Genomic DNA, 23,427 nt, shown 5'->3' with positions numbered 1-23,427 from the left:
CGTCGTGCGGGGTTGCGGGTGTGCGCTCACTGGAGCGTTACAACGATGGAAACGTTTGGCAACGGATTGCCACGTTGTAACTCAGCACGCCAGGGTCGCTGCAGGAATCCAACGGAGGAGGCCACCGAGTGACGAAGCTCGACGTCCGCGCGACGACCACCGCGCACACCGCACCACCACCCGACCCCGGGCTCCGCCGACGGAGCACGTGGCAGCGGATCCGCCGCGACCGGGTGCTGCTGCTGATGGGCCTGCCGGGAGTCGCCCTGCTGCTCGGGTTCCACTACCTGCCGCTGCTCGGGAACCTCATCGCGTTCCAGGAGTACCTGCCGTTCGTCCCGCTCGGCCGCAGCCCCTGGGTCGGGTTCGAGAACTTCTCGGTGGTGTTCGACGGCAACGGCGAGTTCCTCGGCGCGCTCCGGAACACCCTCGTGATCACCCTCGTGCAGGTCGTGTTCGTGTTCCCCGCGCCGATCATCCTGGCGCTCATGCTCAACTCGCTGCTGTCCGAGCGGATCAAGGGCGTCGTGCAGTCGATCCTGTACCTGCCGCACTTCCTGTCGTGGGTGATCGTCGTCGCGGTGTTCCAGCAGATCCTCGGAGGCTCCGGGCTCGTGAACAACGCGATCCGTGCCGCCGGCGGTGACGCGATCGACTTCCTCGGCAACCCCGACGGGTTCATCGCCCTGCTCACCAGCCAGGTGATCTGGAAGGACACCGGCTGGGCGACGATCCTGTTCCTCGCCGTCCTCAGCTCGATCGACGCCAGCCTGTACGAGGCGGCGAAGATGGACGGCGCCTCGCGCTGGCGCCAGCTGTGGCACGTCACCCTGCCCGGCATGCGCGGCATCATCATCCTGCTGCTCATCCTGCGGCTCGGCGACTCGCTCACCGTCGGCTTCGAGCAGATCATCCTGCAGCAGCAGGCCGTCGGTCGTGCCGCCAGCGAGGTCCTCGACACCTACGTCTACAACAACGGCGTGCTCGGTGGGCAGTGGGGTGTCGCCGCGGCCGTCGGACTCGTCAAGGGCGTCGTGGGCGTGCTGCTCGTGCTCGGCGCCAACAAGCTCGCGCACGTCTTCGGTGAAGCGGGCGTCTACCAGAAGGAGTCGCGATGACCGCCACGCACACCGTGACCGTCCCACGGGCGAAGAAGCGCAAGCGCGGTGGCCCGGACGCGGCTCCGCTGCCCGGACGGCTGCTCACCGGAGCGGTCCTGCTCGTGATCTGCCTCGTGGTGATCCTGCCGTTCGTCGGCATCGTGTCGACGAGCCTCGCACCCACCAGCCAGGTGAACGACGCCGGCGGGTTCGTGATGTGGCCGAAGGGCTTCGACCTCAGCGCCTACGAGAGCATCTTCGCCGGCGGTGTCGTCACCCGGGCCCTGGTCGTGAGCATCGGCATCACCACCGTCGGCACGCTCATCAGCCTGTTCGTGAGCGCGATGCTCGCCTACGCCCTCAGCCGTCCGGGCTCCTACGGGTCGGGCGCCGTGCTCGGCCTCGTGCTCGTCAGCCTGCTGTTCGCGCCCGGCCTCATCCCGAACTACCTCGTCGTCAAGCAGTTCGGGCTGCTCGACTCGTACTGGGCGCTCATCCTGCCCACCGCCCTGAGCGCCTTCAACGTCATCGTGATGCGGTCGTTCTTCATGGCGATCCCGCAGGAGCTCCTCGAGTCGGCACGCATCGACGGTGCCGGGGACTTCGCGGTGTTCTGGCGGATCGTGCTGCCGCTGTCGAAGGCCGTCCTCGCCGTCATCGGCCTGTTCTACGCCGTCGGGTACTGGAACGCGTTCTTCAACGCGCTGCTCTACATCAACGACACCGCGAAGTGGCCCCTGCAGCTGGTGCTCCGCACCTACGTGATCAACAACGCGCAGCTCGGTGGCGCCGACCTCGGGGCGTCCGCCGATGCCCTCCCACCCCAGGCCTCGATCCAGATGGCGATCCTCGTCGTCTCGATCGTGCCGATCCTCATCGTCTACCCGTTCCTGCAGCGGCACTTCGCCAAGGGTGTCCTGACCGGTGCGGTGAAGGGCTGACCAGCGTGACGAACAACGGAATCACCCGCCGCGCGCTCATCGCGGGCGGTCTCGGGGTCGCAGCCACGGGCCTCCTGGCCAGCTGCTCCACCGTGACCCGCTCGACCGACGTCAAGGCGATCAACCAGGCGGTCACGCTGCCGGACTACGTGCCGTGGGCCGGCGGGCCGGAGCCGGCGTTCCCGAAGACGAGCGCCCTCATGCCGAGCGCCTTCCGGAAGATCCCGGCGTCGCTCGTGCCCACCGACGGCAAGCCCGGCGACGGCTCGACCGTGCACGGCAGCGTGCCGACGAACTCGCCCGTGCCGCCCTCGAAGGGCAGCAACCCGTACTGGCAGGGGCTCGACCAGCGGATGGGGATCGACCTCGACCTCACCATCACGCCGAACGCCGACTTCGGCAACAAGTTCGCCACGCAGGTCGCGGGCGACACCCTCGGCGACGTGTTCACGGTGTTCGGGTCGTTCCCGTACCTGCCGCAGTTCCTCGAGGCAAAGGCCGCCGACCTCAGTCCGCACCTGTCCGGCAGTGGCGTCCGCGACTACCCCTACCTCGCCAACCTGCCGACTGCGTCGTGGCGCGGCACCGTCTTCTCCGGCGGCATCTACGGCGTCCCCGTCCCGCGCGGACCGTTGACGTCGCAGGCCCTGTACCGCCGGCAGGACCGGTTCGAAGCCCTCGGCGTCGACCCCGCGTTCTCGAGCGTCGACGAGTTCGTGCAGGTCTGCCGCGACGTCTCGGACCCGCACAGCAACCGGTGGGCCCTGGCCTCGGTGCCGACGAACATCCTCGGTCCGATGCTCGGGCTGCCGAACCAGTGGCAGGTCGAGGGTGGCCGGTTCACCCACATGTACGAGCTGGACGAGTACCAGGACCTGCTCGAGGTGTCGCGGAAGCTCATCGCCGAGGACCTCGTCCACCCGGACAGCATCACCGCCTACAACGGCAAGGTCTGGTTCGTGCAGGGCTCCGCCCTCATGCTCTCCGACACGTACAGCGCCATCCCCGGACTGCTGCAGCAGGCCACCCCGGGCAGCGGGTTCGAGCTGACCATCGCCCCCTTCGTCGGACCGTCCGGAGCGGAGTCGAAGCCGTGGCTCGGCGACCCGAACAACGCGATCGCGGCCGTCGCCGCCGGCGGTGAGGAGCGCGTGAAGATGCTCCTCGAGGTCCTGAACTGGTGCGCGTCGCCCTTCGGCACCGAGGCCTGGATGTACCGCAAGTTCGGCATCGAGGGCCGCGACTTCGAGTACCGCGACGGAGCGCCGGTCCTCACGAAGACGGGCAACAGCGAGACCGCGCTCGGCGAGTTCCCGTTGCAGTACTTCACCGAGTGCCCGCTGCCGCTGTACTACTCGGGCAACCCGACGATGACGGACACCGTCTACGAGTCGCTGTCGTCGTGGGTCGACCGCGGGCTGCCGAACCCCGCCTACGGCCTGTACTCGCCGACGAACTCGACGACCGGGCCGGCCCTCGGCACCTTCGCGACGAACGCGATCAACGACGTGCTGCTCGGGCGGGCGAAGGTGTCGTCGTGGAAGGGGACCGTGCGGGAGTGGCGTCGCCGGGGCGGTGACGCGATCCGCCGCGAGAACCAGCAGGCGTTGGCAGCGCGGTCGTCCTGACGCGATCGTCGTCGCGTGGTGTGGCGCCCAGGCGCCGCGCCGTTTCGCGGCGTCCCGCGCGCACGACGGCGTCGTGCGCGGCCCTGGACTCGGGGCGAGCGAAGGGGAGGCCCGTGGCGGGGTCCGCCACGGGCCTCCCGTCCGTCAGCGTGGCGCGCTCACACCAGCCACGACGGATCGGCGAACAGGTCCTCGAGTTCCTGGACCAACCGCGAGGTGTGGAAACCGTCGGCCGCCGCGTGGTTGATCTGCAGGGCCAGCGGCATCACCGTGCGGTCACCCTCCGTCCGGTACCGGCCGAGCGTGATGATCGGCAACAGGTGGTCGTACCCGTCGCGGACGTGCAGCGCGAACCCCGTGAACGACGTGCGGGGGAAGGTGGAGACGTCGAACACGTTCCGGGGCCGGTCGTCCTGCGGGAACATCCGGACGTCGTCCCGGTACCGCTCCATCGTGTCGACCGCGGCCGCGTGGAACCGGCCGGGGTCCTCGTCGTAGGGCACGACCAACGCCGAGAAGGTCTCCGTGTCCGGGTGGAACACCGTGAACATCGGGTGCACGACGTCCCAGACGCCGGGGGAGCCGTCGTCGAGCAGCTGCATCCGGAACTCGGCGTGGCGGTTGACCACGGTCGCGATCGCCCAGATCTGGGACGCGTAGGTCTTCGCCGCGCTCGTGCGGACCGCCGCGACGAACGCCGTGACGTCGACGTCGACGGTCACCTCGTAGGAGCACTGCACACGCTGCCGGTAGTGCTCGAAGTGCTCGCGGCGGGGCCAGGTGTCCAGGTCGATCGGTCGGAGTTCCGTCATGGCACCAGTCTGGTCGCGAGTGCGGCGTCGAGTGCTGCCCGCTCACCGTCGATCGTCAACGCGACCTCGACGAGCGCCCGTCGCTTCCACAGGAGGAGCAGCACGTCCTCCGCCCGACCAGTGACGATGACGGCGGCGTCGCCACCGTCCGTGCCGTCGAGCGAGGCCTCGCCGGGTGCGTCGGAGAACGCGAACGCGACGGTCCGCGCCAGCGCCGCGATGCGGCCGAGCCGCACCTGACGCGGGTACAGGTCACCGACGACCTCACGAACGCCGTCGGTCGCCAGCTCGACCGGGAGGCCCGGCTCGACTCCCAGCGCCCGCTGCGCGTCCCACAGGTGGATCGCGGTCTCGTGCGCCTGGCGACGTGCCCAGGTCGCGGCCGTGTCCGGCGGGTAGATCGCCGAGCACGGAGTGTCCGAGGAGCGTGCCCGGAGCGCCGCGACGAGTTCGTCGGCTCCCGTGCGGAAGCGGTCCGCGAGGTCGTCGTGCGCGAGCGGTGCGGGCTCCGAACCGGTCAGCTGCCCGAGCGCCCACCGGTGCACGTCGGTCAGATGGACACCGAGGTCCTCGACGGACCAACCAGGGCACGACGGCACCGGTGCCGCGCGGTCGCCGGACCGCAGGACGTCGTCGAACCGTTGCGCTGCTCCGGCGAGGGCGGTGAGGTGGGTGTCGTACGTCGACATGGAGCCAGCATGGTCACGAGGTGCTCCCTAGGGTGGAGCCATGCCGACGCTCGAACGGGTTCCTGCCCTGACCGCCCCGGAACTGCTGGCCGCACCGGTCGCCGCGGCGCTCGCCGTGTTGCCCGCCGATGTCGCCGCACGGATCGAGGCAGCTCCGATCGACCCTGACCTGGCCGACACCGCCGCGTTCTCGGATGCGTACGGCTTCCCGCTCGACGGCGGGGCGAACTGCATCGTCGTCGCGGGCAAGCGCGGCGAGGACGTCCGGTTCGCCGCGTGCGTCGTGCTCGCCCACACCCGCCTCGACGTGAACCGTGTCGTCCGGAAGCTGCTCGACGTGCGGAAGGCGAGCTTCGCGCCGATGGACCAGGCCGTGGAGCTGACGGGCATGGAGTACGGCGGGATCACCCCGATCGGGCTGCCCTCCTCGTGGCCGGTGTACGTCGATTCCCGCGTGCTCGATGCACCGGACGCGGTGATCGGAGCCGGACGACGCGGCGCGAAGGTGTTCCTGCCCGGCTCCGTCCTCGGAGCGCTGCCGGGTGTGCAGGTCGTCGAGGGCTTGGCGACCGAGGGGCTCGCGACCGAAGGCTGATCAGTCGTTCGGGCGGATGAGGCAGAACGGGTGGCCCGCCGGGTCGAGGTACACGCGGAACGTCGGGGTCGCCGAGCCCGTCGCGGTCGCACCGATCGCCAGGACCGCGGCCTCGCCGTCGTCGAGGTCCTCGACCTTCACGTCGAGGTGGCTCTGCTGCGGGACGAGCTGGCCGGGCCACTCGGGTGCGCGGTAGTCCTCGACCTGCTGGAACGCCAGGAGCGGCCGCTGGTCGGTGAAGGGGAGCGCGACCTCGGCCCAGTCCTCGTCGAAGCCGACGATCTCGCCGCCGAGCAGCTCCGCGTAGAAGCGCGCCAGGCCGCGAGGGTCTGCGCAGTCCAGGACGACCATGTCGAGTGTGCCGATCATGGCCGTCACGGTAGACCGATCAGCGCGCCGCGGTCAGGGCCTTCGTGATCCGCTGCAACGACACCGTCTCAGCGGTGCCGAGTTCCTGCGCGAACAGGCTGAGGCGGAACTCCTCGAGCATCCACCGCGCGTGCACGAGCTCGGAGTGCGAACCGACTGCCGGAGGGAAGGCCCCGCCGGCGTCGACGTAGCGGTCGGTGGCGACGGTGACCTCGCGCATCCACGTGGCATCGCGCCCGGGGTTCTGCAGCAGCTTCTGCACGCGTGCCTCGATGCCCTGCAGGTAGACCCGGATGCGCCGGAGCCGGTCGGTCCCGGCGACGGAGACGAACCCCGGGGAGACGAGACGCTCCATCTGCTGGCGCATGTCCGTCAGCGCACCGAGCAGGGACATCGAGTTCGCCTGCTTGAGTGCTCGTTCGGCGGACCGTTGGGCGAGGAGCACGGCAGCGAGCTCGGACACCGCCGTGAACATCGTGTCGACGACCGTCGCCGACACGGCGTCACGGACCGCTTCGAACGCGGCCTTCGTGAACACGAGCCCGTCCGGGTGAGCGCGACGGATCACCGCGTCGACGACGGCCGCGAGCACGTCGTCGAAGAGTGCGTTCGTGGAGGCGTACGGGCTCGCCGCGAGTGCGAGCTTCTCCTGCGCGGTCAGGTGCGACTGGATGTACGACACCGGCGACGGCACCGCGAGCATCACCAGGCGACGGACCCCGGCGGGCATGCGCACCTGCCGGTCGGACGGCGTCGCGAGCAACTGCACGCCGACGGTCGCCTTCGGGCCGGAGCCCTCCTCCACCAGGGACGGGTAGGCACGGATGACACCACCGGCCTGCTTGGTGTCGAGGGTCTGTGGCAGGTCCTGGGGCGGCCACGTGGTGAGGCCGGACTGTTCCACCCCGGCACCGCCACCGGCGGCGGCGACGCGAGCCGCGCCTCCTGGCTGTCCCGCAGCCCGCACCGTGGCGGAGGCGACACTCTGCTGCGTGCGGTCCTTGAGCTTCGTCTGCAGGACCGACAGGTCCTTGCCGGCCTCGACGCGCCGACCACGTTCGTCGACGACCGCCCAGGTCGGCAGCAGGTGCGACGGCACGCGGGCCAGGTCGAAGTCGGACTCCGACACCGGCACGTAGGTCATGCGCTGGATCGCTTTGGCCAGGGTCGCGCGGAACGACTCGGTCGGCTCGGTCGGGGCGTCGTCCGGCAGTTCGGCGACGATCTTCTCGGCCCAGTCGGCTGCGGGTACGACGTTCTTGCGGATCTGCTTCGGCAGCGACTTGATGAGGGCGGTCACGAGCTCCTTGCGGAGGCCGCGGACCTGCCAGTCGAAGCCCTCTTCGCGCATGCGGGGGAGCAGTGCGAGCGGAACCTGCACGCTGACGCCGTCGTCCTGCGCGCCCGGCTCGAAGCGGTACTGGATCGCGAGTCGCTGGTCGCCGCTCCGCCACTGGGTCGGGTACTCGACGTCGTCCTCCGCCGCCTCGGCAGCGGATTCGTCCAGGAGGTCCGCCCGGCGCATCGTGAGCAGGTCCGGTTGGTCGCGGCGCGTCGTCCGCCACCACCCCTCGAAGTCGCGGGTCGTCGCGATGTCGGCGGGGATGCGGGCGTCGTAGAACTCGTAGACGTTCTCGTCGTCGAGCAGGATGTCGCGGCGGCGCGTGCGCTCCTCGAGCTGCTCGAGTTCCTTGCGGAGCTTCCGGTTGGCACGGTCGAACGCCTGCTGCGACTCCCACTCGCCCTCGACCAGGGCGTGGCGGATGAAGAGCTCGCGCGAGTGCTCCGGGTCGATCCGGGCGTACTGCACGCGGCGCCGCTGCACGATCGGGACGCCGAACAGGGTCACCCGCTCGTAGGCGACGACCGCGCCCTGCTTCTTCTCCCAGTGCGGTTCGCCGTAGGTGCGCTTCAGCAGGTCACCGGCGAGGGGCTCGACCCAGGCGGGGTCGATCCGGCCGACGGTCCGTGCGAACAGTCGACTGGTCTCGACGAGTTCGGCCGCCATCACCGCGTCGGGCTGCTTCTTCGCGAGCACACTGCCCGGGAACACCACGAACCGGGTGTTCCGCGAGCCGAGGTAGTCGCGCTTCTCGCGGTCGCGCAGCCCGATCTGGCTGAGCAGACCGGCGAGCAGGGACCGGTGCACCGCGTCGCCGTCGTCGGAACGGGACTGCCCGACCCGGACGTCGACCTGCTTCGCGGCGCGGGAGAGCTGGCGGTAGAGGTCCTGCCACTCGCGGATGCGCAGGTAGTTGAGGAACTCGGCCTTGCAGAGCCGGCGGAACGCGCTCGACGACAGCTCGTCCTGCTTGTCCTCGATGTAGTTCCACAGCGCGAGCAGGGTGAGGAAGTCGCTCGTCGGGTCGGCGAAGCGGGCGTGCATCTGGTCGGCGTGGGCGCGCTTCTCGAGCGGGCGTTCGCGGGGGTCCTGGATGCTCAGGGCACTGACGACGGCGACGACCTCGCGACCGACGCCCTGGCGCCCGGCCTCGAGCACCATCCGGCCGAGCCGCGGGTCGATCGGCAGCCGGGTGAGCTGTCGTCCGGACTTGGTGATCCGGCCGTCCTTGTCGACGGCTCGGAGTTCGCGCAGCAGGTCCAGGCCGTCCTTCACGCCGCGGGAGTCCGGTGGCTGCAGGAACGGGAACGACTCGATGTCGCCGAACCCGAGCGAGATCATCTGCAGGATCACCGCGGCGAGGTTCGTCCGCAGGATCTCGGGGTCGGTGAACTCGTCGCGACGCTCGAAGTCGTCTTCGGAGTAGAGCCGGATCGCGATGCCGGCGCTCGTGCGGCCCGCTCGACCCGAACGCTGGTTCGCGCTGGCCTGCGAGATCGCCTCGATCGGCAGCCGCTGCACCTTGGCGCGCGGGGAGTACCGGGAGATGCGGGCGGTCCCGGTGTCGATGACGTACTTGATGCCGGGCACCGTCAGCGAGGTCTCGGCGACGTTCGTGGCGAGCACCACGCGTCGGCGGATCCCCGGCGTCGTGCGTCGGTCGAACACGCGGTGCTGGTCGGCGGCGGAGAGCCGGCCGTACAGGGGCAGGACCTCGGTGCCCTGGTAGCGCTTGCCCTCGATCGCGTCCTGCGCGTCACGGATCTCGTTCTCGCCGGACAGGAACACGAGCACGTCGCCGGGTTCTTCGCGCGCGAGTTCGTCGAGTGCGTCGGTGATCCCCTGCAGGGTGTCGCGGTCGTCGGCGCCGTTCGCCCCGCCGCGGTCGGCCGTGCGCGAGTCGGTCTCGTCGTCCTCGTCGGTGTCGTCCGCGTCCTCGGACACGAGCGGGCGGTACCGGATCTCGACGGGGTAGGTCCGCCCGGAGACCTCGATGATCGGGGCATCGCCGAAGTGCTTCGAGAAGGACTCGGGGTCGATCGTCGCGCTCGTGATGATGAGCTTGAGGTCAGGGCGCCGCACCAGGAGTCGCTTGAGGTACCCGAGCAGGAAGTCGATCGTGAGCGACCGCTCGTGCGCCTCGTCGATGATGATCGTGTCGTACCGCTTCAGGTCGCGGTCGAAGTGGATCTCGTTCAGCAGGATGCCGTCGGTCATCAGCTTGATGCGGGTGTTCGACGACACCTTGTCGGTGAACCGGACCTGGTAGCCGACCAGGTCGCCGAGGTCGCTGCCGAGCTCTTCGGACACGCGCTCGGCGATGGTGCGAGCGGCGATCCGGCGGGGCTGGGTGTGCCCGATGTGCTCACGCCCCAGCTCGAGGCAGATCTTCGGCAGCTGGGTGGTCTTGCCCGAGCCGGTGGCACCCGCGACGATGACGACCTGGTTGTCACGGATGGCGGCCGCGATGTCGTCCCGCCGCTGCGAGACCGGCAGTTCGGGCGGGTACGTGATGACTGGCGGCGTGGGAGACATGAGCATTCCAGGATACCGTCACGCCGCCGGTGCTGCGAGTCCGGCGGCGAGGTCCGCCGCGGATCGAGCGGGCAGGGCGCACACGCGGTCGTGGCAGACGTACGCAGCCGGGTCGAGGGCGTCTCGTGCCTCGAACAGTTCGAACCCCGCAGCCGCCCAATCCGCAGCCTGCGTCGGGGTCACACGAGCGATGACCGTGCCGGGTCGGCGCGCGGCGCGGACGGCGTCGCGGAGCGGGTCGTGCTGGTCCGACGTCACGACCACGACCTCGCGCGAGGGTCGTTGCAGGCCGAGTGCGACACCGAGGGCGTCGGCGTGCCCGAGCGGTCGCTCGGTACCCGTCGTCGCGCGGTCGGCCACCAACCGCGCCGCCGCTGTCCGGTACGCGGAGTCCCCGGTCAACGCCGCGAGGCCGGCTGCCGCTGCGGCCAGCGCCACCGTGCCGGAGCGCATCGCGGTCTGCGGCTGTTCCCCGGTCGCCGTGCCCGCTCCGGCGAGCACGGCGTCGACGTCGAACCGGTTCGCCAGGCCGTCGTCGACCAGGGAACGAGCCGTCACGGCGTAGGTGACCTCGCCGGTCACCAGGGCGAGCTCGAGCAGACCCTCGGCCAGCAGTCCGACGTCCTCGATGGTCGCCGGTGCTGCTGACGCGCCGCGAGGCGTGCTCGAGCGGACCACGACGTGCCCGTCACGCACGTGCGACCGCAGCAGCGCATCGGCCGCATCCCGGGCGAGGCAGATCATCTCGGGGTCGTCATGGCGGTCACCGGCGATCGCGAGTCCGCGGATCGCCAGGCCGTTCCAACCGGTCAGGACCTGGTCGTCGAGTGGTGGCGGCTCGAGGAGCGCGCGCTCCGACAGCGGCCGCCGGTACCACTCGCCCTCCACCCGCTGGCCGTCGATCGTGGACTCGCTGTCCTGCGCGGCGACGAACGCCCCGTCGTCCTGGCGCAGGGTGTCGCGCAGGAAGTCCGCGATGCCGCGCGCCTGTTCGGCGCCGGCGACCGCGAGGAGTCCGGCGTTGTCGTAGAGCATCCGCTCGTAGTGCGGCACACTCCAGTCGCGCTTGGTGGCGTACCGGAAGACACCGCCGTCGGCATCGGTCAACTCGGAGGCCCGGATCGCGTGGAGCGACCGGTCCAGCAGGCCGTCGGCCTCGGCATCGCCGTCGCGTGCTGCGTCGGCGAGGAACTCCAGCAGCGGCGTGCTCGGGAACTTCGGAGCACCGCCGAAACCACCGTAGGTGGTGTCCTCTGCCTGCGACAGCTGACCGGTGACGGCCCGGATGCTGTCGGCGGACGGGAGGCCCGTGGCTGCTCCGCCAGCACCCTCGCCAGCGCGGGCGGTCGCGTCCGCCTCGGCCCCCTGCCGGATCGCCGTCGCGATGGCCGCGGCGTTCGCGTCGACCTCGTGCCGCCGCTCGGTCCACGCATCGAGCACCGCCGCCAGGATCTGCCGGAACGCGGGCACCTGACCGACGGGGGTCGGCGGGAAGTAGGTGCCGGCGAAGAACACGTGGCCCTCGGGCGTCAGGAACGTCGTCAGGGGCCACCCGAGCTGCTGCGTGAACGCGCTCGCGGCGGCCATCAGGCTGGCGTCGACGTCGGGACGTTCTTCGCGGTCGACCTTGACGGCGACGAAGTCCTGGCGGAGCAGTGAACCGATCTCCGGATCGGCGAAGCTCTCACGCGCCATGACGTGGCACCAGTGGCACGTGGCGTAGCCGACCGACGCCAGGACCGGGACGCCGCGCTCACGTGCCTCGGCGAAGGCTTCGGGGCCCCACTCGCGCCAGTCCACGGGGTTGTCGGCGTGCAGCCGGAGGTACGGGCTGACCGAGGTGCCGAGTCGGTTGTCGTTCATGGCTCCAGCGTGCCCCGTGGCGACTGAGCGGGCCAGCGACGGAGGCGATCTGTGGACGGATCGCGGAGTCCACAGGCCGCAGCGGGACGGTCAGCGGGGGAGCCACCCCGTCAACGCGGCGAGACGCTGTGCGACCTGGGTGGGGGTGAGACCGTCCGTGTCCACCCGGGTGACCGTGTCCCCGGAAGCCGAGTCGAGCCTCCCGGCCGTCCGCGTGCTGTGCGCGAGCTGCGCCTGCGGGACCTCGCCACCCGACCGTCGGGCCAGCCGCTCGGCGGTGGGACCGTCCGCCGCGCGCAGCAGGACCGTCGTGACCACGGGGTCGTCGCCCATGGCGGCCGCCAGACGCTCGTGTTCGAGCACGGAAACGGTGTTCGTGTAGACCAGCCGGTGGTGGCCGAGCTCGCGGTAGGACGTCCACAGGGCGGCGAGGTTCCGTTCCGCGAGCCGCGCCTCGGGGTGCTCGACGTGCGGTGCCGGGTGCGCCAGGTCGAGCAGGTCGCCCTCGATCACCGCGTGGCGCACGTCCGCGGCGACGAGCAGGTCGTGCAGCGCCTCGGCAGCGGTGGACTTGCCGACACCGGACCGCCCGCCGATGAACAGGACCTCGGAGCGGGGCGTGCTCGGCACCGTCACCCGAGGCCCAGCGACAGGAGCGCGAGGGCAGCGTCCTCGGGGCCGTAGTCGAACATGCGCTCCCAGAACGGGTCGTCGGCCCACGGCACGTCACCGTCAGCCGGTGTGGACTGCGCCGTCTCCACCAACCAGTCGAGTTCGGGCAGGACCGCGGCCGCGAAGGTCGGCGGCTGCCACCCGAGCGCGCGTGCCGCCGTCGTGTCGAGGACGAACGGTGACGGCGACGACCAGGGGGTGGTGCCGACGAAGGCAGGGGCGTCGGCGTCGAGCAGGACCTCGTCGAACCGGTGGTCGAGGTGTCCAGCGATGGTCCGCACGATCTCGAGCGCCGTCGGAGCGGTGTCGTCGGCGACGTTGAGGATGCGCCGGTCCGGAGCGTCCGCGACCAGTCGGACGAGCGAGCCGATGCCGCTCGCCGCCGTCGTGTGGTCCACACCGCGGCCGTGGTCGGCGAGCAGGATGCGTTCCCGGCCGTCGAGGACCCGGCGGACCACGAACCACTCTCGCGGTCGACCGATGCCGACGCCGTAGACCTTCGACGGGCGCAGCACCGTGACCGGGGCGCCGTGGTCGAGCAGCACTTGCTCGGACGCCACCTTCGCCGCGCCGTAGCCGTCACGGCTGGTCGGGTCGCCGTCGCCCGCCGTGACGGTCGGCTGGATCTCGGTGACCGCGGCGCCGAAGACCGGCTTGTCCGTCGAGTTCGCGTGCCGGCCCTGGTCGTCGACGTAGACCGCACGCGAGGAGACGAAGACGCTGGAACCGACGTCGTCGAGGAACGGCAGGAGCTGCGTCGCGTCGTCGCGGGTCAGCCCCACGGTGTCGACGAGCAGGTCCGCGCCGGGGCGGAGGAGGTCGCGCAGGGTGCTCGTGTCGCGGCGGTCACCCGCGGTGAAGGTCGCGCCGCGGGCGGTGAGGGAATCGGCTGCCGGGCCACCGCGGCGCGCGATGACGTCGACCTGCCAGTCGTCGCCGCCCCGCCCGGAGGCGTCGAGGAGTTCACGCGCGACGGCCGAACCGATCCCGCCGGTACCGCCGAGGATGACCGCGCGTCTGGAGCTCATGCGCCAACGCTAGCCGGGGCGCGCGTCGTCGTCAGGACGCCATGGCCTCGGGCTCGTGCCGCCACCAGTCCAGCAGCGAGCCGTCGTACACGGTGACCTTGTCGTGGCCGAGCACGGTCAGCGCCAGGGCATCGACGCACGCGGCGCTGCCGACCCCGCAGTACGTCACGATCTCGTCCTCGCCGACGACCGCGGCGAACGCCTCGGCGAGCTTCGGCCCGCGCAGGTACGCGTTGGTGTCCGGGTCGACCAGGGTGTCCACGGTGATCGGGGTGCTCCCCGGGATGATCGGCGGGTGGTCGTCGCCGAGGGCCGCTGCGGGCGCCGCGAACACCAGTGCCGCGGGCTGTTCACCCGTCACTGCTCGGCGGACACGGGCGTGGTCGGCCCAGAGCGGGCGTTCTTCACCGGCGAGGAAGGCGCTGTCGTCGTCGGGCGCCTTCGCCGGCGATGGTGAATGGCGCAGTGCACCGACGCGGACCGGCCGGCCCTCGTCGCGCCACTTCGTGAACCCGCCGTCGAGGACCGCGACGGAGTCGAAGCCGAACGACCGGAAGATCCACCACAGCCGCGCCGACCACTCGCCGATGCTGTCGTCGTAGACCACGACCGTCGAGGTGTTCGTGACGCCGAGGTCGCCAGCAGCTGCCTCGAACCGCTCGGCACTCGGGCGGGTGAAGGGCACCTCGGCGCCCGGCGTGGAGAACGCGTCGACGAGGTCGGCGAAGCGGGCGCCGGGGACGTGCCCGCGCTGCTCGTAGGAGGCGACCGCGGAGTGCCACATCGTCTCGAGGCCGGTCCCCACCGTGTGCACGGAGGCGTCGAGGACGACGAGCTCGTCACCACCGAGGTGGTCGGCGAGCCACTGCGTCGACACGAGCGGCGAGGTCAGGACGGGGGCCATGCCGCACACGATAATGCGGACCACTGACGGGTGACAGGGAAACCGACACACTGCGCAACCGGGGCGCGTGTGGTGGCTGGTGCGTGCGCATGTTCCGACGATCCACGAGTTGTTCGACCGGTGGTTCGTCGCAACATGCACACGCAATGACTGCGGGTGCATGTTCCGACGATCCACGCGTTGAACGACTCGTGGAACGTCGCAAAACCCGTGCGACCCGGCACCCGCCCCCGCCCGCAACCGCCCCCGCCCGCACCCCAGCCCCACCCTGCCCCGCCACACACACACGCACGAACGGCCCGCCCCGGCAGAACCAGGACGGGCCGTTCGGACGAGCTGAGGCGTCAGTGTGCGGCGGCGGGGATGCTCCCGGTCGTCGTGGACGCGGCGTGGGCGAGCCGGTCGAGCCGCACCGACTGCCGGTTGATGAGCAGGCCACCCGCCAGGGCGACGAGCACGAGCACACCGGCCGAGATGCCGAACGCCACGTGGTAGCCGTCGAGCGTGGCCTGCGCCTGCTGCAGCTTCGTGGGCGCCGCCGACAGCCCGGTCAGGCTGTTCTTCACGACGTCGGCGAAGATCGTCGACAGCAGCGCCGTGCCGATCGAGCCACCGATCTGCTGCATGGTGTTCACCGTCGCCGAGGCCACACCGGCGTCGGCTCGGGCCACCCCGGTGGTCGCGGTGTTCATCGCGGACGAGAAGATCGTGCCCATGCCGAGCCCGATGACGATCAGCGCCGGCAGGACGGTGCCCGCGTAGGAGCTGTCCAGGTCGGTGCGCAGCAGCAGGAGCAGGCCGATCGCGGCGACGAGGCCACCGGCGAAGATCAGGATCTTCGGGCCGATGCGCGGCAGCAGTCGCCCACCGATCTGCGTCGCCGAGATCATGATCGACAGCGGCATCGGCAGGAAGGCCAGACCGGTCTGCAGCGAGCTGAACCCGAGGGTCTGCTCGAGGTAGTAGGTCAGGAACAGGAAGATGCCGAACATGCCGATCGCCACCAGGCCGATCGCGATGAACGACCCACCGCGGTCACGGTCGAGCACGACCCGCAGCGGCAGCAGCGGGTGCGCCACACGGGTCTCGATGAACACGAACGCGGCGATCAGGACGACGCCACCGGCGAGCATCGCGATGGTGACGGGGGAGTCCCAGCCGTTGGTCTCGGCGTTCGAGAACCCGTAGACGACGCCGACCAGACCGGCGGTGATGGTGATGACGCCGGCGACGTCGATGCGCGGGCGATCGACCTTCGGCGGCTTCTCCATGAACACGAGCGCGCCGATCACGCCGAGCACGGCGAAGACGACGTTGACGTAGAGGCACCAGCGCCACGACGCGTACTCGGTGAGCACGCCGCCCAGGAGCAGGCCGATGGCCGCACCGGAACCGGCGATCGAGCCGAAGATGCCGAACGCACGACCGCGCTCCTTCGGGTCGCGGAACGTGGTGGTCAGCATGCCGAGCGCGGACGGTGCGAGCAGGGCGCCGAAGACACCCTGGAGGGCGCGGGCCGCGACGAGCAGGCCGAACGAGTCGGCGAGGCCGCCGAGCACGGACGCGACCGCGAAGCCGACCAGTCCGATGATGAACGTGTTCTTGCGGCCGAACAGGTCGCCGAGGCGCCCGCCGAGCAACAGGAGCGAGCCGAACGCCAGCGAGTACGCGGTGACGATCCACTGGCGTTGGTCGGTGCCGAACCCCAGGTCGGCCTGGGCCGAGGGGAGCGCGATGTTCACGATCGTGGCGTCGAGCACGACCATCAGCTGGGCGAGGGCGATGACCGCCAGGGCGATCCAGCGGTGGTTGCTCTTGGCGGGGGTGGTGCCAGAAGTCGTGGGTGCTGCCCCGGTGGGGGTCGGCACGGTGTGTTCTGCCGTCACGGCAGCCTCCTTCGAGAAGGTTGGAGGGGGAGCACGAAGCGCGCACCGTCGGGCGTTTCGAAGAGGGGAGGTGTCAAACGGATGCGCGGCATCCGTTTGTCGACAGTGTAGACCGAAACGGAAGGTCCGCATCCACTTATTCCCAGAAAGTTCAACTAGGTTCGGCATCGTGAGCACCACCGAGTCCGCGCCCGACCTCGAGCGCCCGCTGCGCGCCGATGCGGCACGCAACCGCGAGCTGATCCTGCAGACCGCTCGCAAGTGCTTCGCGGAGCGCGGGCTGTCGGTCACCCTGAACGACATCGCGCACGAAGCGGGGGTCGGTGTCGGCACCGTGTACCGACGTTTCGCCGACAAGGACTCCCTGATCGAGGCGCTGCTCGCCACCAAGTTCGAGGCGATGAACGACGCAGCAGCCCGCGCCGCCGACGTCGTCGACCCGCGCGAGGCCCTGCGGGTCTACCTGACCGGGGTGTTCGAGTTCCGCGCCCGCGACCGTGCGCTCGCCGACGCCATCGTGCGTGCCGGCAAGGCGCGTCCGTCGATCGTGCAGGAGCGTGACCGGCTGGAACGCCAGGTCTCCGCGATCATCGGTCGGGCCGAGACCGCCGGGGTGGTCCGCGCCGGCTTCGACTACCGCGACCTCCCGATGCTCACCGCCATGGTGGGCGCCGTCGCGGACGCCACCCGCGAGCACGACCCGAACGCCTGGCGCCGGTACGCCGAACTCCTCATCGAGGGCGTCCTGCCGCAGACCCGGACCGCGCCGAGCATGGTCGGCGACCCGCTCGACCGTGAGTCCATCGAGCGCGCGCTGCACGCGCAGTCCTGACGCGTCCCCGCGGACCGCGCGCGGCTCCGGTGCCAACCGACTGCGGATTGGAGGCCCGTGGCGGAGTCGACCCGTGCCTCCCGTCCGGCGGTCTGGTCGCGACCAGTGCGCCGGGCCGGTCACGACCAGGGCGCCGGGCCAGTCGCGACCAGCGCGACGGGCCGAAACTCGACGCGCGTTACAGCCAGCTCGGCAGCCAGTAGTGCGACCGGATGAAGTCCCACGGCACCTGGATCGCGGTCCACATCGGGTACCAGTACGCCGACGCGAGCACCACCACGACCAGGTACACGCCGACCCACACGATCGCCCGGGTCCGTCGGGGCCGTGGATCGGTCCGTGACCCGAGCACCAACCCGATCGCCGCCGCCAGCGCCATCACCATGAAGGGCTCGAAGGCGATCGTGTAGAACTGGAACACCGTCCGGTTGACGTACATCAGCCACGGCAGGTAGCCCGCGGCGACGCCGAGCAGGACGAAGCCGTACTGCCACTGTCGGCGCAGGATCCAGAGCACGAGCAGCGCCACGGTCGCGATGACCGCCGCGTACCAGATGAACGGGTTCGCGACGCCGGTGATCGCCTCGCCGCAGCGGCTCGCCGAGCAGCCGTCCTGGCCGGCATCGGTCCCGACGTAGAACATCGACGTGGGCCGCTGCATCACGAGCCAGAGCAGCGGGTTCGCCTGGTACGAGTGCGGCGTGTGCAGCCCGATGTTGAAGTTGTAGATCTCCGACTGGTAGTGCCACCAGTTCTGCAGACTGTCCGGCACCCACCGGAGCAATCCGGTCCAGCGTTCGCCGCCGGAGGCCAGCCAGTTCCGGTCCCAGCCGTCCTTCGACACGAACCAGCCGGTCCACGACGCGACGTAGGTGACGGCGGCGATCGGCACGGTGAGCAGGAACGACACGGGGGCCTGCTGCAGCAGCGCGCTGGACGACCAGAACTCGACCCCCGCACGGCGGCGCATCATCATGTCGCTCAGCACGGAGTACACGGCGAAGAACGCCAGGAAGTACATCCCCGACCACTTCGTCGCGGTGGCCAACCCCATCGTCAGCCCCATCGCGAACAGCCACGGACGCCACCAGAGCACGGGCCCCCACAGGGTGTCCCGGCCGGCGGCGACGCGCTCGGCGACCCAGTCGTCGAGCCGCCGCTGACTCCGGCGCCGGTCGAGCAGGAGCGCCCCGAACCCGAGCACGACGAAGAACGTCAGGATCCCGTCGAGCAGCGTGACGCGGGACATCACGATGGCCTGGCCGTCGATCGCGAGCAGGCCGCCGGCGAGCGTGCCGACCAGGGTGGAGCGGAACAGCGACCGGGCGATCACCGCGGTGAGGAACACCGTCGCGATGCCGAGCACGGCGACGGCGAACCGCCAGCTGAACGAGTTGTCCGCCCCGAACAGGAGCATGCCGAGCCCGATCAGGTACTTGCCGAGCGGCGGGTGCGCGATGAACTCCGCGGCGCTGGTGAAGATGTCCGTCTCACCACTCGAGAACCGGTCGTCGGTCGTCGGGGCGGAGTCGCTGCTCGGGTTCGCCGGCCAGGTGCCCTCGTAGCCGAGGTGGACGATCGACCAGCCGTCCTTGACGTAGTAGGTCTCGTCGAAGACCAGGGAGTGCGGGTTCCCCAGGTTCGCCAGGCGCAGCACGGCGGCGAGCAGCGTCACCGCGATCGGTCCGGCCCAGCGCCACACCGCGACGCGCTGGGCGGTGGAGAGCACCCGCCCCCACCAGTCGTCGAGGCGCGAGCCGACCGGCGCGTCGGACACGGCCGTGCGGTCGTCGGTCAGCTCGCTGGTCATCGTTGAGCATCCTACGGATCGACCGCATGTCCGCGCTGCGACCCCGCTGCGACGACAATGGGTGGCGTGATCGTCCTCGCAGCAACCCCCATCGGCAACCTCGGGGACGCCTCGCGCCGTCTCGTCGAGACCCTCTCCAACGCCACCGTGGTCGCGGCGGAGGACACCAGGACCGCCATCCACCTCATGCGTGCCCTCGGCATCGAGAACCGTCCGCGGCTCATCGCCCTGCACGAGCACAACGAACGGGCGAAGGCGTCCGAGGTCGTCGAGCTCGCTCGTGACGAGGACGTCGTGGTCCTCACCGACGCCGGCATGCCCGCGATCAGCGACCCCGGCTTCCCGCTCGTCGAGGCAGCGGCAGCCGCTGGCGTCACGGTCACGGCACTGCCCGGCCCGTCGGCGGTGCTCATGGCGCTCGCCGTCTCCGGACTGCCGACGGACCGCTTCACGTTCGAGGGGTTCCCGACGCGCAAGGGCGGGGAGCGTCGCCGCGCGTTCCAGGCGCTCGCGGGGGAGCAGCGCACGATGGTCTTCTTCGAGTCGCCGCACCGGTTGGCCGAGACGCTCGCCGACATGGCCGTCGGGTTCGGGGGCGACCGTCGTGCCGCGGTCTGCCGTGAGCTCACGAAGCTGTACGAAGAGGTCAGGCGCGGTCCGCTCGACGAGCTCGTCACGTGGGCATCAGAGGGGGTCCGGGGCGAGATCTGCATCGTCGTCGCCGGTGCCGCCGAGGCCACCGAGGAGGCGACGCTCGACGACGGGGTCCGCCTCGTGCTCGAGCGGGTGGCCGCCGGCATGCGCATGAAGGAGGCCGCAGCGGCGGTCGCGGACGCGACCGGGCTGTCGAAGCGGGACCTGTACGAAGGGGCGCTCGCGGCGCGCTGAGCGGGGCTCGTCACGTTCGCGTCGGCCGGTCTGGAGGCGCGGGGCGGGCCCGCCACGGGCCTCCCGGATCCGGTTTTCCACAGTCCACCGCCGCGCGCGTCATCCGGGTTCCGCGCGCCCGTAGGATGGTCCGCATGTCCGCCGGGTCCTCGTTCAGCATCACCACGCCGATCTTCTACGTGAACGACGTGCCCCACATCGGGCACGCCTACACCGAGGTCGCCGCGGACGTCCTCGCGCGCTGGCACCGGCAGCGGGGTGACGACACCTGGCTGCTCACCGGCACCGACGAGCACGGACAGAAGATCCTGCGCACCGCCTCGGCGAACGAGGTCACGCCCCAGGAGTGGGCCGACCGACTCGTGACCGAGGCGTGGAAGCCGCTGCTCGACACCGTCGACGTGGCCAACGACGACTTCATCCGCACCACCGACGAGCGCCACGAGCGCGGTGTGACGGCGTTCCTGCAGAAGCTCTACGACGACGGCTTCATCTACGCCGGCGAGTTCGAGGGCTTCTACTGCGTGGGCTGCGAGGAGTACAAGCAGCCGAGCGACCTGGTCCCCGGCACCGGTGCGTACGAGGGGCAGCAGGTCTGTGCCATCCACTCGATCCCGGTCGAGGTGCTGTCCGAGCGCAACTACTTCTTCCGCATGTCGGACTTCGAGCAGCGCCTGCTCGACCTGTACGAGTCGAACCCGCTGTTCATCCAGCCGGAGAGCGTCCGCAACGAGATCGTCTCGTTCGTGAAGCAGGGCCTCCGCGACCTGTCGATCTCGCGGTCCAGCTTCGACTGGGGCATCAAGATCCCGTGGGACAGCGACCACGTCCTGTACGTGTGGTTCGACGCCCTGCTCAACTACGTCACGGCGCTGGGCTACGGCACCGAGGACGACGAGGCCTTCAAGCGCCTGTGGCCGAGCGTGCACATCGTCGGCAAGGACATCGCCCGCTTCCACGCGGTCATCTGGCCGGCGATGCTCATGGCTGCCGGCCTGCCCGTCCCCGAGCGCGTCTTCGGTCACGGCTGGTTGCTCGTCGGCGGCGAGAAGATGTCCAAGTCGAAGCTGACCGGCATCGCGCCGTCGGAGATCACCGACACCTTCGGCTCCGACGCCTTCCGCTACTACTTCCTCCGCGCCATCACCTTCGGGCAGGACGGCAACTTCAGCTGGGAGGACATCTCGGCGCGGTACCAGGCCGAGCTCGCGAACGGCTTCGGCAACCTGGCCTCGCGCCTGGTCGCGATGCTGCAGAAGTACTTCGACGGCGCAGTGCCGGCGCGCGGCTCGCTGACCGAGTCGGACCAGGCGATCGATGCCCTGGCGGTCTCGGTCACCGAGCGTGCCGACGCCGCCATCGCCGCGTTCGCCCCGCACGAGGCGATCGCTGCCGTCTGGGAGCTCGTCGATGCCCTGAACGGGTACATCACCGAGCAGCAGCCGTGGGCCCTGGCGAAGGACGACGCGAACCGCGAGCGGCTCGGCACCGTCCTGACCACCGCGCTCCGTGGGCTCGGCACCGTCGCGGTCCTGCTCTCCCCGGTGATGCCGAAGGCCACCGAGAAGCTGTGGGCGTCGATCGGTGCCGGCGGCTCGATCGCCGAGCAGCGAGTCGATCGTGCCTTCGAGTGGCAGGGTGCTTCGCACGTCGTGGCGCTCGAGAGCGGGCTGTTCCCGCGCATCGAGCAGGCGGAGCAGGGCGCCGCGTGACCGACGCCCACCTCCGCTCCCGTGGCGACGGGGACGGCTCCAAGCGCGACCTGACCTACCCGCCCCTGCCCGAGGCGCTCGTGGTCCCGGTCTACGACAACCACACGCACATGGAGATCGCCGACGGTGGCGACGGGGCGCTCGACTACCGCGAGCACCTCGGCCGTGCCTCGAGCGTCGGCGTCCGCGGTGTCGTGCAGGTCGGCACCGACCTCGCCACTTCGCAGTGGTCCGCGTCGATCGCCGCCCGTGAACCCCGCGTGCTCGCAGCGGTCGCACTGCACCCGAACGAGGCGCCGTCGCTGCAGGAGCAGGGGCTGCTCGACGAGCACCTCGCCGGGATCGAGGCGCTGGCAGCGTTGCCCCGCGTCCGGGCGATCGGTGAGACCGGGCTCGACTTCTTCCGCACCGGTGAGGACGGGCGCGACGCCCAGATCCGTTCGTTCGAAGAGCACATCCGCATCGCGAAGGAGCACGGCCTCGCGCTGACCATCCACGACCGCGACGCGCACGACGCCGTGGTCGAGGTGCTCGACCGCGTCGGGGCTCCGGAGCGCACCGTGTTCCACTGCTTCTCCGGCGGACCCGACCTGGCTCGGCTCTGTGCCGAGCGCGGTTGGCACATGTCGTTCGCCGGAACCGTGACGTTCAAGAACGCGGCACTGCTCCGCGAAGCCCTCGTCGTCGCGCCGCGGCACCTGATCATGGTCGAGACGGACGCGCCGTTCCTGACCCCGACGCCGTACCGCGGCCGGCCGAACGCCCCGTACCTGATCCCGATCACCCTGCGGTCGATGGCGGAGACCCTCGGCACCGATGCCTCGATGCTCGCCGCGCAGATCGCGTCGAACACCGAGCTCGTCTACGGTGCGTGGGACGCCGAGCCCGTGACGGTGGACGAGTAGTGGGCGCGCTGCTCGGCCCGGCCGAGATCCGGGAGCTCGCCGCCGAACTCGACGTGACCCCGACGAAGAAGCTCGGGCAGAACTTCGTGCACGACGCCAACACCGTCCGGCGCATCGTGTCGGTCGCCGGCGTGACGCCGTCGTCCCGAGTGCTCGAGATCGGGCCGGGCCTCGGCTCCCTGACGCTCGGGCTCACCGAGACCGGCGCCCACGTCACCGCCGTCGAGATCGACAAGCGGCTCGCGGCGCGGTTGCCGTCGACGGTGAGCGCGATGCAGCCGGAGGCCTCGTTGACGGTCGTGCAGCAGGACGCGATGACCGTCGCCGCATCGGACCTCGACACCGAACCGACCCACCTCGTCGCGAACCTGCCCTACAACATCTCGGTGCCCGTGCTGCTGCACCTGCTCGCGACCTTCCCGTCGATCGAGCGGTCGCTCGTGATGGTGCAGGCCGAGGTCGGGTACCGCCTCGCGGCGGGCCCGGGCAGCAAGGTCTACGGGTCGCCGAGCGTCAAGGCCGCCTGGTACGGCTCGTGGAGCACGGCCGGGCTCGTCAGCCGACAGGTGTTCTGGCCCGTCCCGAACGTCGACAGTGTGCTCGTGGCGTTCGACCGGCACGAGCCCCCGGGGGGCGAGCGGCTGCGGTCGCGGGTCTTCACCCTGGTCGATGCGGCGTTCCAGCAGCGTCGGAAGATGCTGCGGCAGAGCCTGTCCGGTGTGCTCGGCGGCAGTGCCCACGCCTCCGAGGTCCTGACGGCGGCGGGCATCGACCCGACAGCGCGGGGCGAGGCGATCGGCGTCGACGACTTCGTGCGGCTCGGTCGGACGGTCCTCGCGGCTGCGGAGTAGCTCGTCTCCCGCCTCGGATCGGCGAAATACGGAATGTTTGGTACCGTCCGTTCGGTGCTCCTACG

19 protein-coding genes are annotated in these 23,427 nt (G+C 70.5%); 9 read left to right on the top strand and 10 right to left on the bottom strand.

Features of this window, described 5'->3' with window-relative positions:
* The first annotated feature begins 128 nt into the window (after positions 1–128).
* From HQQ88_RS16575 to HQQ88_RS16565, 3 genes are read left to right on the top strand one after another with little or no spacing between them, the layout of a single operon-like run.
* Positions 129–1,118: a sugar ABC transporter permease gene (locus HQQ88_RS16575; protein WP_235036018.1), complete on the top strand. Its 990-nt coding sequence runs from the start codon at positions 129–131 to the stop codon at positions 1,116–1,118.
* On the top strand, positions 1,115–2,041 hold the full coding sequence (locus tag HQQ88_RS16570; RefSeq protein ID WP_123291805.1) for a carbohydrate ABC transporter permease: 927 nt from the start codon (positions 1,115–1,117) through the stop codon (positions 2,039–2,041). Before HQQ88_RS16575 ends, HQQ88_RS16570 begins: the two co-directional genes overlap by 4 nt.
* 5 nt (positions 2,042–2,046) lie before the next feature.
* Positions 2,047–3,669, top strand: a complete 1,623-nt coding sequence (locus tag HQQ88_RS16565) for a hypothetical protein (RefSeq protein WP_173170359.1) — start codon at positions 2,047–2,049, stop codon at positions 3,667–3,669.
* Between the two features lie 158 nt (positions 3,670–3,827).
* On the opposite strand, the gene HQQ88_RS16560 is transcribed toward HQQ88_RS16565, so the two are convergent.
* Both HQQ88_RS16560 and HQQ88_RS16555 read right to left on the bottom strand, forming a co-directional pair.
* Entirely contained in the window at positions 3,828–4,481 is a 654-nt protein-coding gene (locus HQQ88_RS16560) for a CatA-like O-acetyltransferase (RefSeq protein WP_132099848.1), read from the bottom strand.
* On the bottom strand, positions 4,478–5,170 hold the full coding sequence (locus HQQ88_RS16555; RefSeq protein ID WP_132099849.1) for a maleylpyruvate isomerase family mycothiol-dependent enzyme: 693 nt from the start codon (positions 5,168–5,170) through the stop codon (positions 4,478–4,480). The genes HQQ88_RS16560 and HQQ88_RS16555 overlap by 4 nt, the downstream gene beginning before the upstream one ends.
* A 40-nt stretch (positions 5,171–5,210) precedes the next feature.
* Here HQQ88_RS16555 and HQQ88_RS16550 point away from each other — a divergent pair, with 40 nt between their 5' ends.
* A complete protein-coding gene (locus HQQ88_RS16550; protein ID WP_173170357.1) occupies positions 5,211–5,765 on the top strand; it encodes a YbaK/EbsC family protein in 555 nt (184 codons plus the stop codon).
* Here the strand turns inward: HQQ88_RS16550 and HQQ88_RS16545 are convergent, their stop codons facing one another.
* From HQQ88_RS16545 to HQQ88_RS16515, 7 genes are all read right to left on the bottom strand, one after another.
* Entirely contained in the window at positions 5,766–6,134 is a 369-nt protein-coding gene (locus HQQ88_RS16545) for a VOC family protein (protein WP_123292292.1), read from the bottom strand.
* A 19-nt stretch (positions 6,135–6,153) separates the two neighbouring features.
* Positions 6,154–10,011, bottom strand: coding sequence for an ATP-dependent RNA helicase HrpA (gene hrpA / locus HQQ88_RS16540; RefSeq protein WP_173170355.1), 3,858 nt, complete (start codon positions 10,009–10,011; stop codon positions 6,154–6,156).
* A gap of 18 nt (positions 10,012–10,029) precedes the next feature.
* Positions 10,030–11,874, bottom strand: a complete 1,845-nt coding sequence (locus tag HQQ88_RS16535; RefSeq protein ID WP_173170353.1) for a DUF255 domain-containing protein — start codon at positions 11,872–11,874, stop codon at positions 10,030–10,032.
* A 90-nt stretch (positions 11,875–11,964) separates the two neighbouring features.
* The gene (locus HQQ88_RS16530) at positions 11,965–12,504 is read right to left on the bottom strand and encodes an ATPase (RefSeq protein ID WP_131880445.1); all 540 of its coding nucleotides are present in this window, start codon (positions 12,502–12,504) and stop codon (positions 11,965–11,967) included.
* Positions 12,505–12,506: 2 nt separating this feature from the next.
* Positions 12,507–13,574, bottom strand: coding sequence for an NAD(P)-dependent oxidoreductase (locus tag HQQ88_RS16525; protein WP_131880447.1), 1,068 nt, complete (start codon positions 13,572–13,574; stop codon positions 12,507–12,509).
* A gap of 31 nt (positions 13,575–13,605) precedes the next feature.
* Entirely contained in the window at positions 13,606–14,478 is an 873-nt protein-coding gene (locus HQQ88_RS16520; RefSeq protein WP_165932391.1) for a sulfurtransferase, read from the bottom strand.
* Between the two features lie 344 nt (positions 14,479–14,822).
* Positions 14,823–16,364, bottom strand: coding sequence for an MFS transporter (locus HQQ88_RS16515; protein WP_123291813.1), 1,542 nt, complete (start codon positions 16,362–16,364; stop codon positions 14,823–14,825).
* A 169-nt stretch (positions 16,365–16,533) separates the two neighbouring features.
* On the opposite strand from HQQ88_RS16515, the gene HQQ88_RS16510 reads away from it, so the two are divergent.
* The gene (locus tag HQQ88_RS16510; protein ID WP_159574131.1) at positions 16,534–17,196 is read left to right on the top strand and encodes a TetR/AcrR family transcriptional regulator; all 663 of its coding nucleotides are present in this window, start codon (positions 16,534–16,536) and stop codon (positions 17,194–17,196) included.
* A gap of 178 nt (positions 17,197–17,374) precedes the next feature.
* Here the strand turns inward: HQQ88_RS16510 and HQQ88_RS16505 are convergent, their stop codons facing one another.
* The gene (locus HQQ88_RS16505; protein ID WP_173170352.1) at positions 17,375–19,006 is read right to left on the bottom strand and encodes a phospholipid carrier-dependent glycosyltransferase; all 1,632 of its coding nucleotides are present in this window, start codon (positions 19,004–19,006) and stop codon (positions 17,375–17,377) included.
* 66 nt (positions 19,007–19,072) lie between these two features.
* Here HQQ88_RS16505 and rsmI point away from each other — a divergent pair, with 66 nt between their 5' ends.
* The 4 genes from rsmI (at position 19,073) to rsmA (ending at position 23,362) form a co-directional block, all read left to right on the top strand.
* Complete coding sequence (gene rsmI / locus HQQ88_RS16500) at positions 19,073–19,894, top strand: 16S rRNA (cytidine(1402)-2'-O)-methyltransferase (protein ID WP_123292295.1); 822 nt, start codon at positions 19,073–19,075, stop codon at positions 19,892–19,894.
* 134 nt (positions 19,895–20,028) lie between these two features.
* The gene (gene metG / locus HQQ88_RS16495) at positions 20,029–21,606 is read left to right on the top strand and encodes a methionine--tRNA ligase (protein ID WP_173170350.1); all 1,578 of its coding nucleotides are present in this window, start codon (positions 20,029–20,031) and stop codon (positions 21,604–21,606) included.
* Positions 21,603–22,511 carry a TatD family hydrolase gene (locus tag HQQ88_RS16490; protein WP_173170348.1) on the top strand — a complete coding sequence of 303 codons (909 nt, stop codon included), beginning with the start codon at positions 21,603–21,605 and terminating at the stop codon, positions 22,509–22,511. The genes metG and HQQ88_RS16490 overlap by 4 nt, the downstream gene beginning before the upstream one ends.
* Positions 22,511–23,362: a 16S rRNA (adenine(1518)-N(6)/adenine(1519)-N(6))-dimethyltransferase RsmA gene (gene rsmA / locus HQQ88_RS16485; protein WP_173170346.1), complete on the top strand. Its 852-nt coding sequence runs from the start codon at positions 22,511–22,513 to the stop codon at positions 23,360–23,362. The genes HQQ88_RS16490 and rsmA overlap by 1 nt, the downstream gene beginning before the upstream one ends.
* Positions 23,363–23,427 lie beyond the last annotated feature (65 nt).

Origin of the sequence: Curtobacterium sp. VKM Ac-2861, assembly GCF_013204965.1 — a bacterium.
Taxonomy (GTDB): Bacteria; Actinomycetota; Actinomycetes; order Actinomycetales; family Microbacteriaceae; genus Curtobacterium.
The sequence above is the reverse complement of the archived record's forward strand: the minus strand, read 5'-3'. Positions and strand labels throughout refer to the sequence as shown.

Coding starts and splice junctions, on each gene's coding strand:
- hrpA (WP_173170355.1), bottom strand. CDS start 10,011: ATGTCTCCCACGCCGCCAGTCATCACGTACCCGCCCGAACTGCCGGTC.
- HQQ88_RS16535 (WP_173170353.1), bottom strand. CDS start 11,874: ATGAACGACAACCGACTCGGCACCTCGGTCAGCCCGTACCTCCGGCTG.
- HQQ88_RS16550 (WP_173170357.1), top strand. CDS start 5,211: ATGCCGACGCTCGAACGGGTTCCTGCCCTGACCGCCCCGGAACTGCTG.
- metG (WP_173170350.1), top strand. CDS start 20,029: ATGTCCGCCGGGTCCTCGTTCAGCATCACCACGCCGATCTTCTACGTG.
- HQQ88_RS16525 (WP_131880447.1), bottom strand. CDS start 13,574: ATGAGCTCCAGACGCGCGGTCATCCTCGGCGGTACCGGCGGGATCGGT.
- HQQ88_RS16560 (WP_132099848.1), bottom strand. CDS start 4,481: ATGACGGAACTCCGACCGATCGACCTGGACACCTGGCCCCGCCGCGAG.
- HQQ88_RS16545 (WP_123292292.1), bottom strand. CDS start 6,134: ATGATCGGCACACTCGACATGGTCGTCCTGGACTGCGCAGACCCTCGC.
- HQQ88_RS16505 (WP_173170352.1), bottom strand. CDS start 19,006: ATGACCAGCGAGCTGACCGACGACCGCACGGCCGTGTCCGACGCGCCG.
- HQQ88_RS16520 (WP_165932391.1), bottom strand. CDS start 14,478: ATGGCCCCCGTCCTGACCTCGCCGCTCGTGTCGACGCAGTGGCTCGCC.
- HQQ88_RS16570 (WP_123291805.1), top strand. CDS start 1,115: ATGACCGCCACGCACACCGTGACCGTCCCACGGGCGAAGAAGCGCAAG.
- HQQ88_RS16555 (WP_132099849.1), bottom strand. CDS start 5,170: ATGTCGACGTACGACACCCACCTCACCGCCCTCGCCGGAGCAGCGCAA.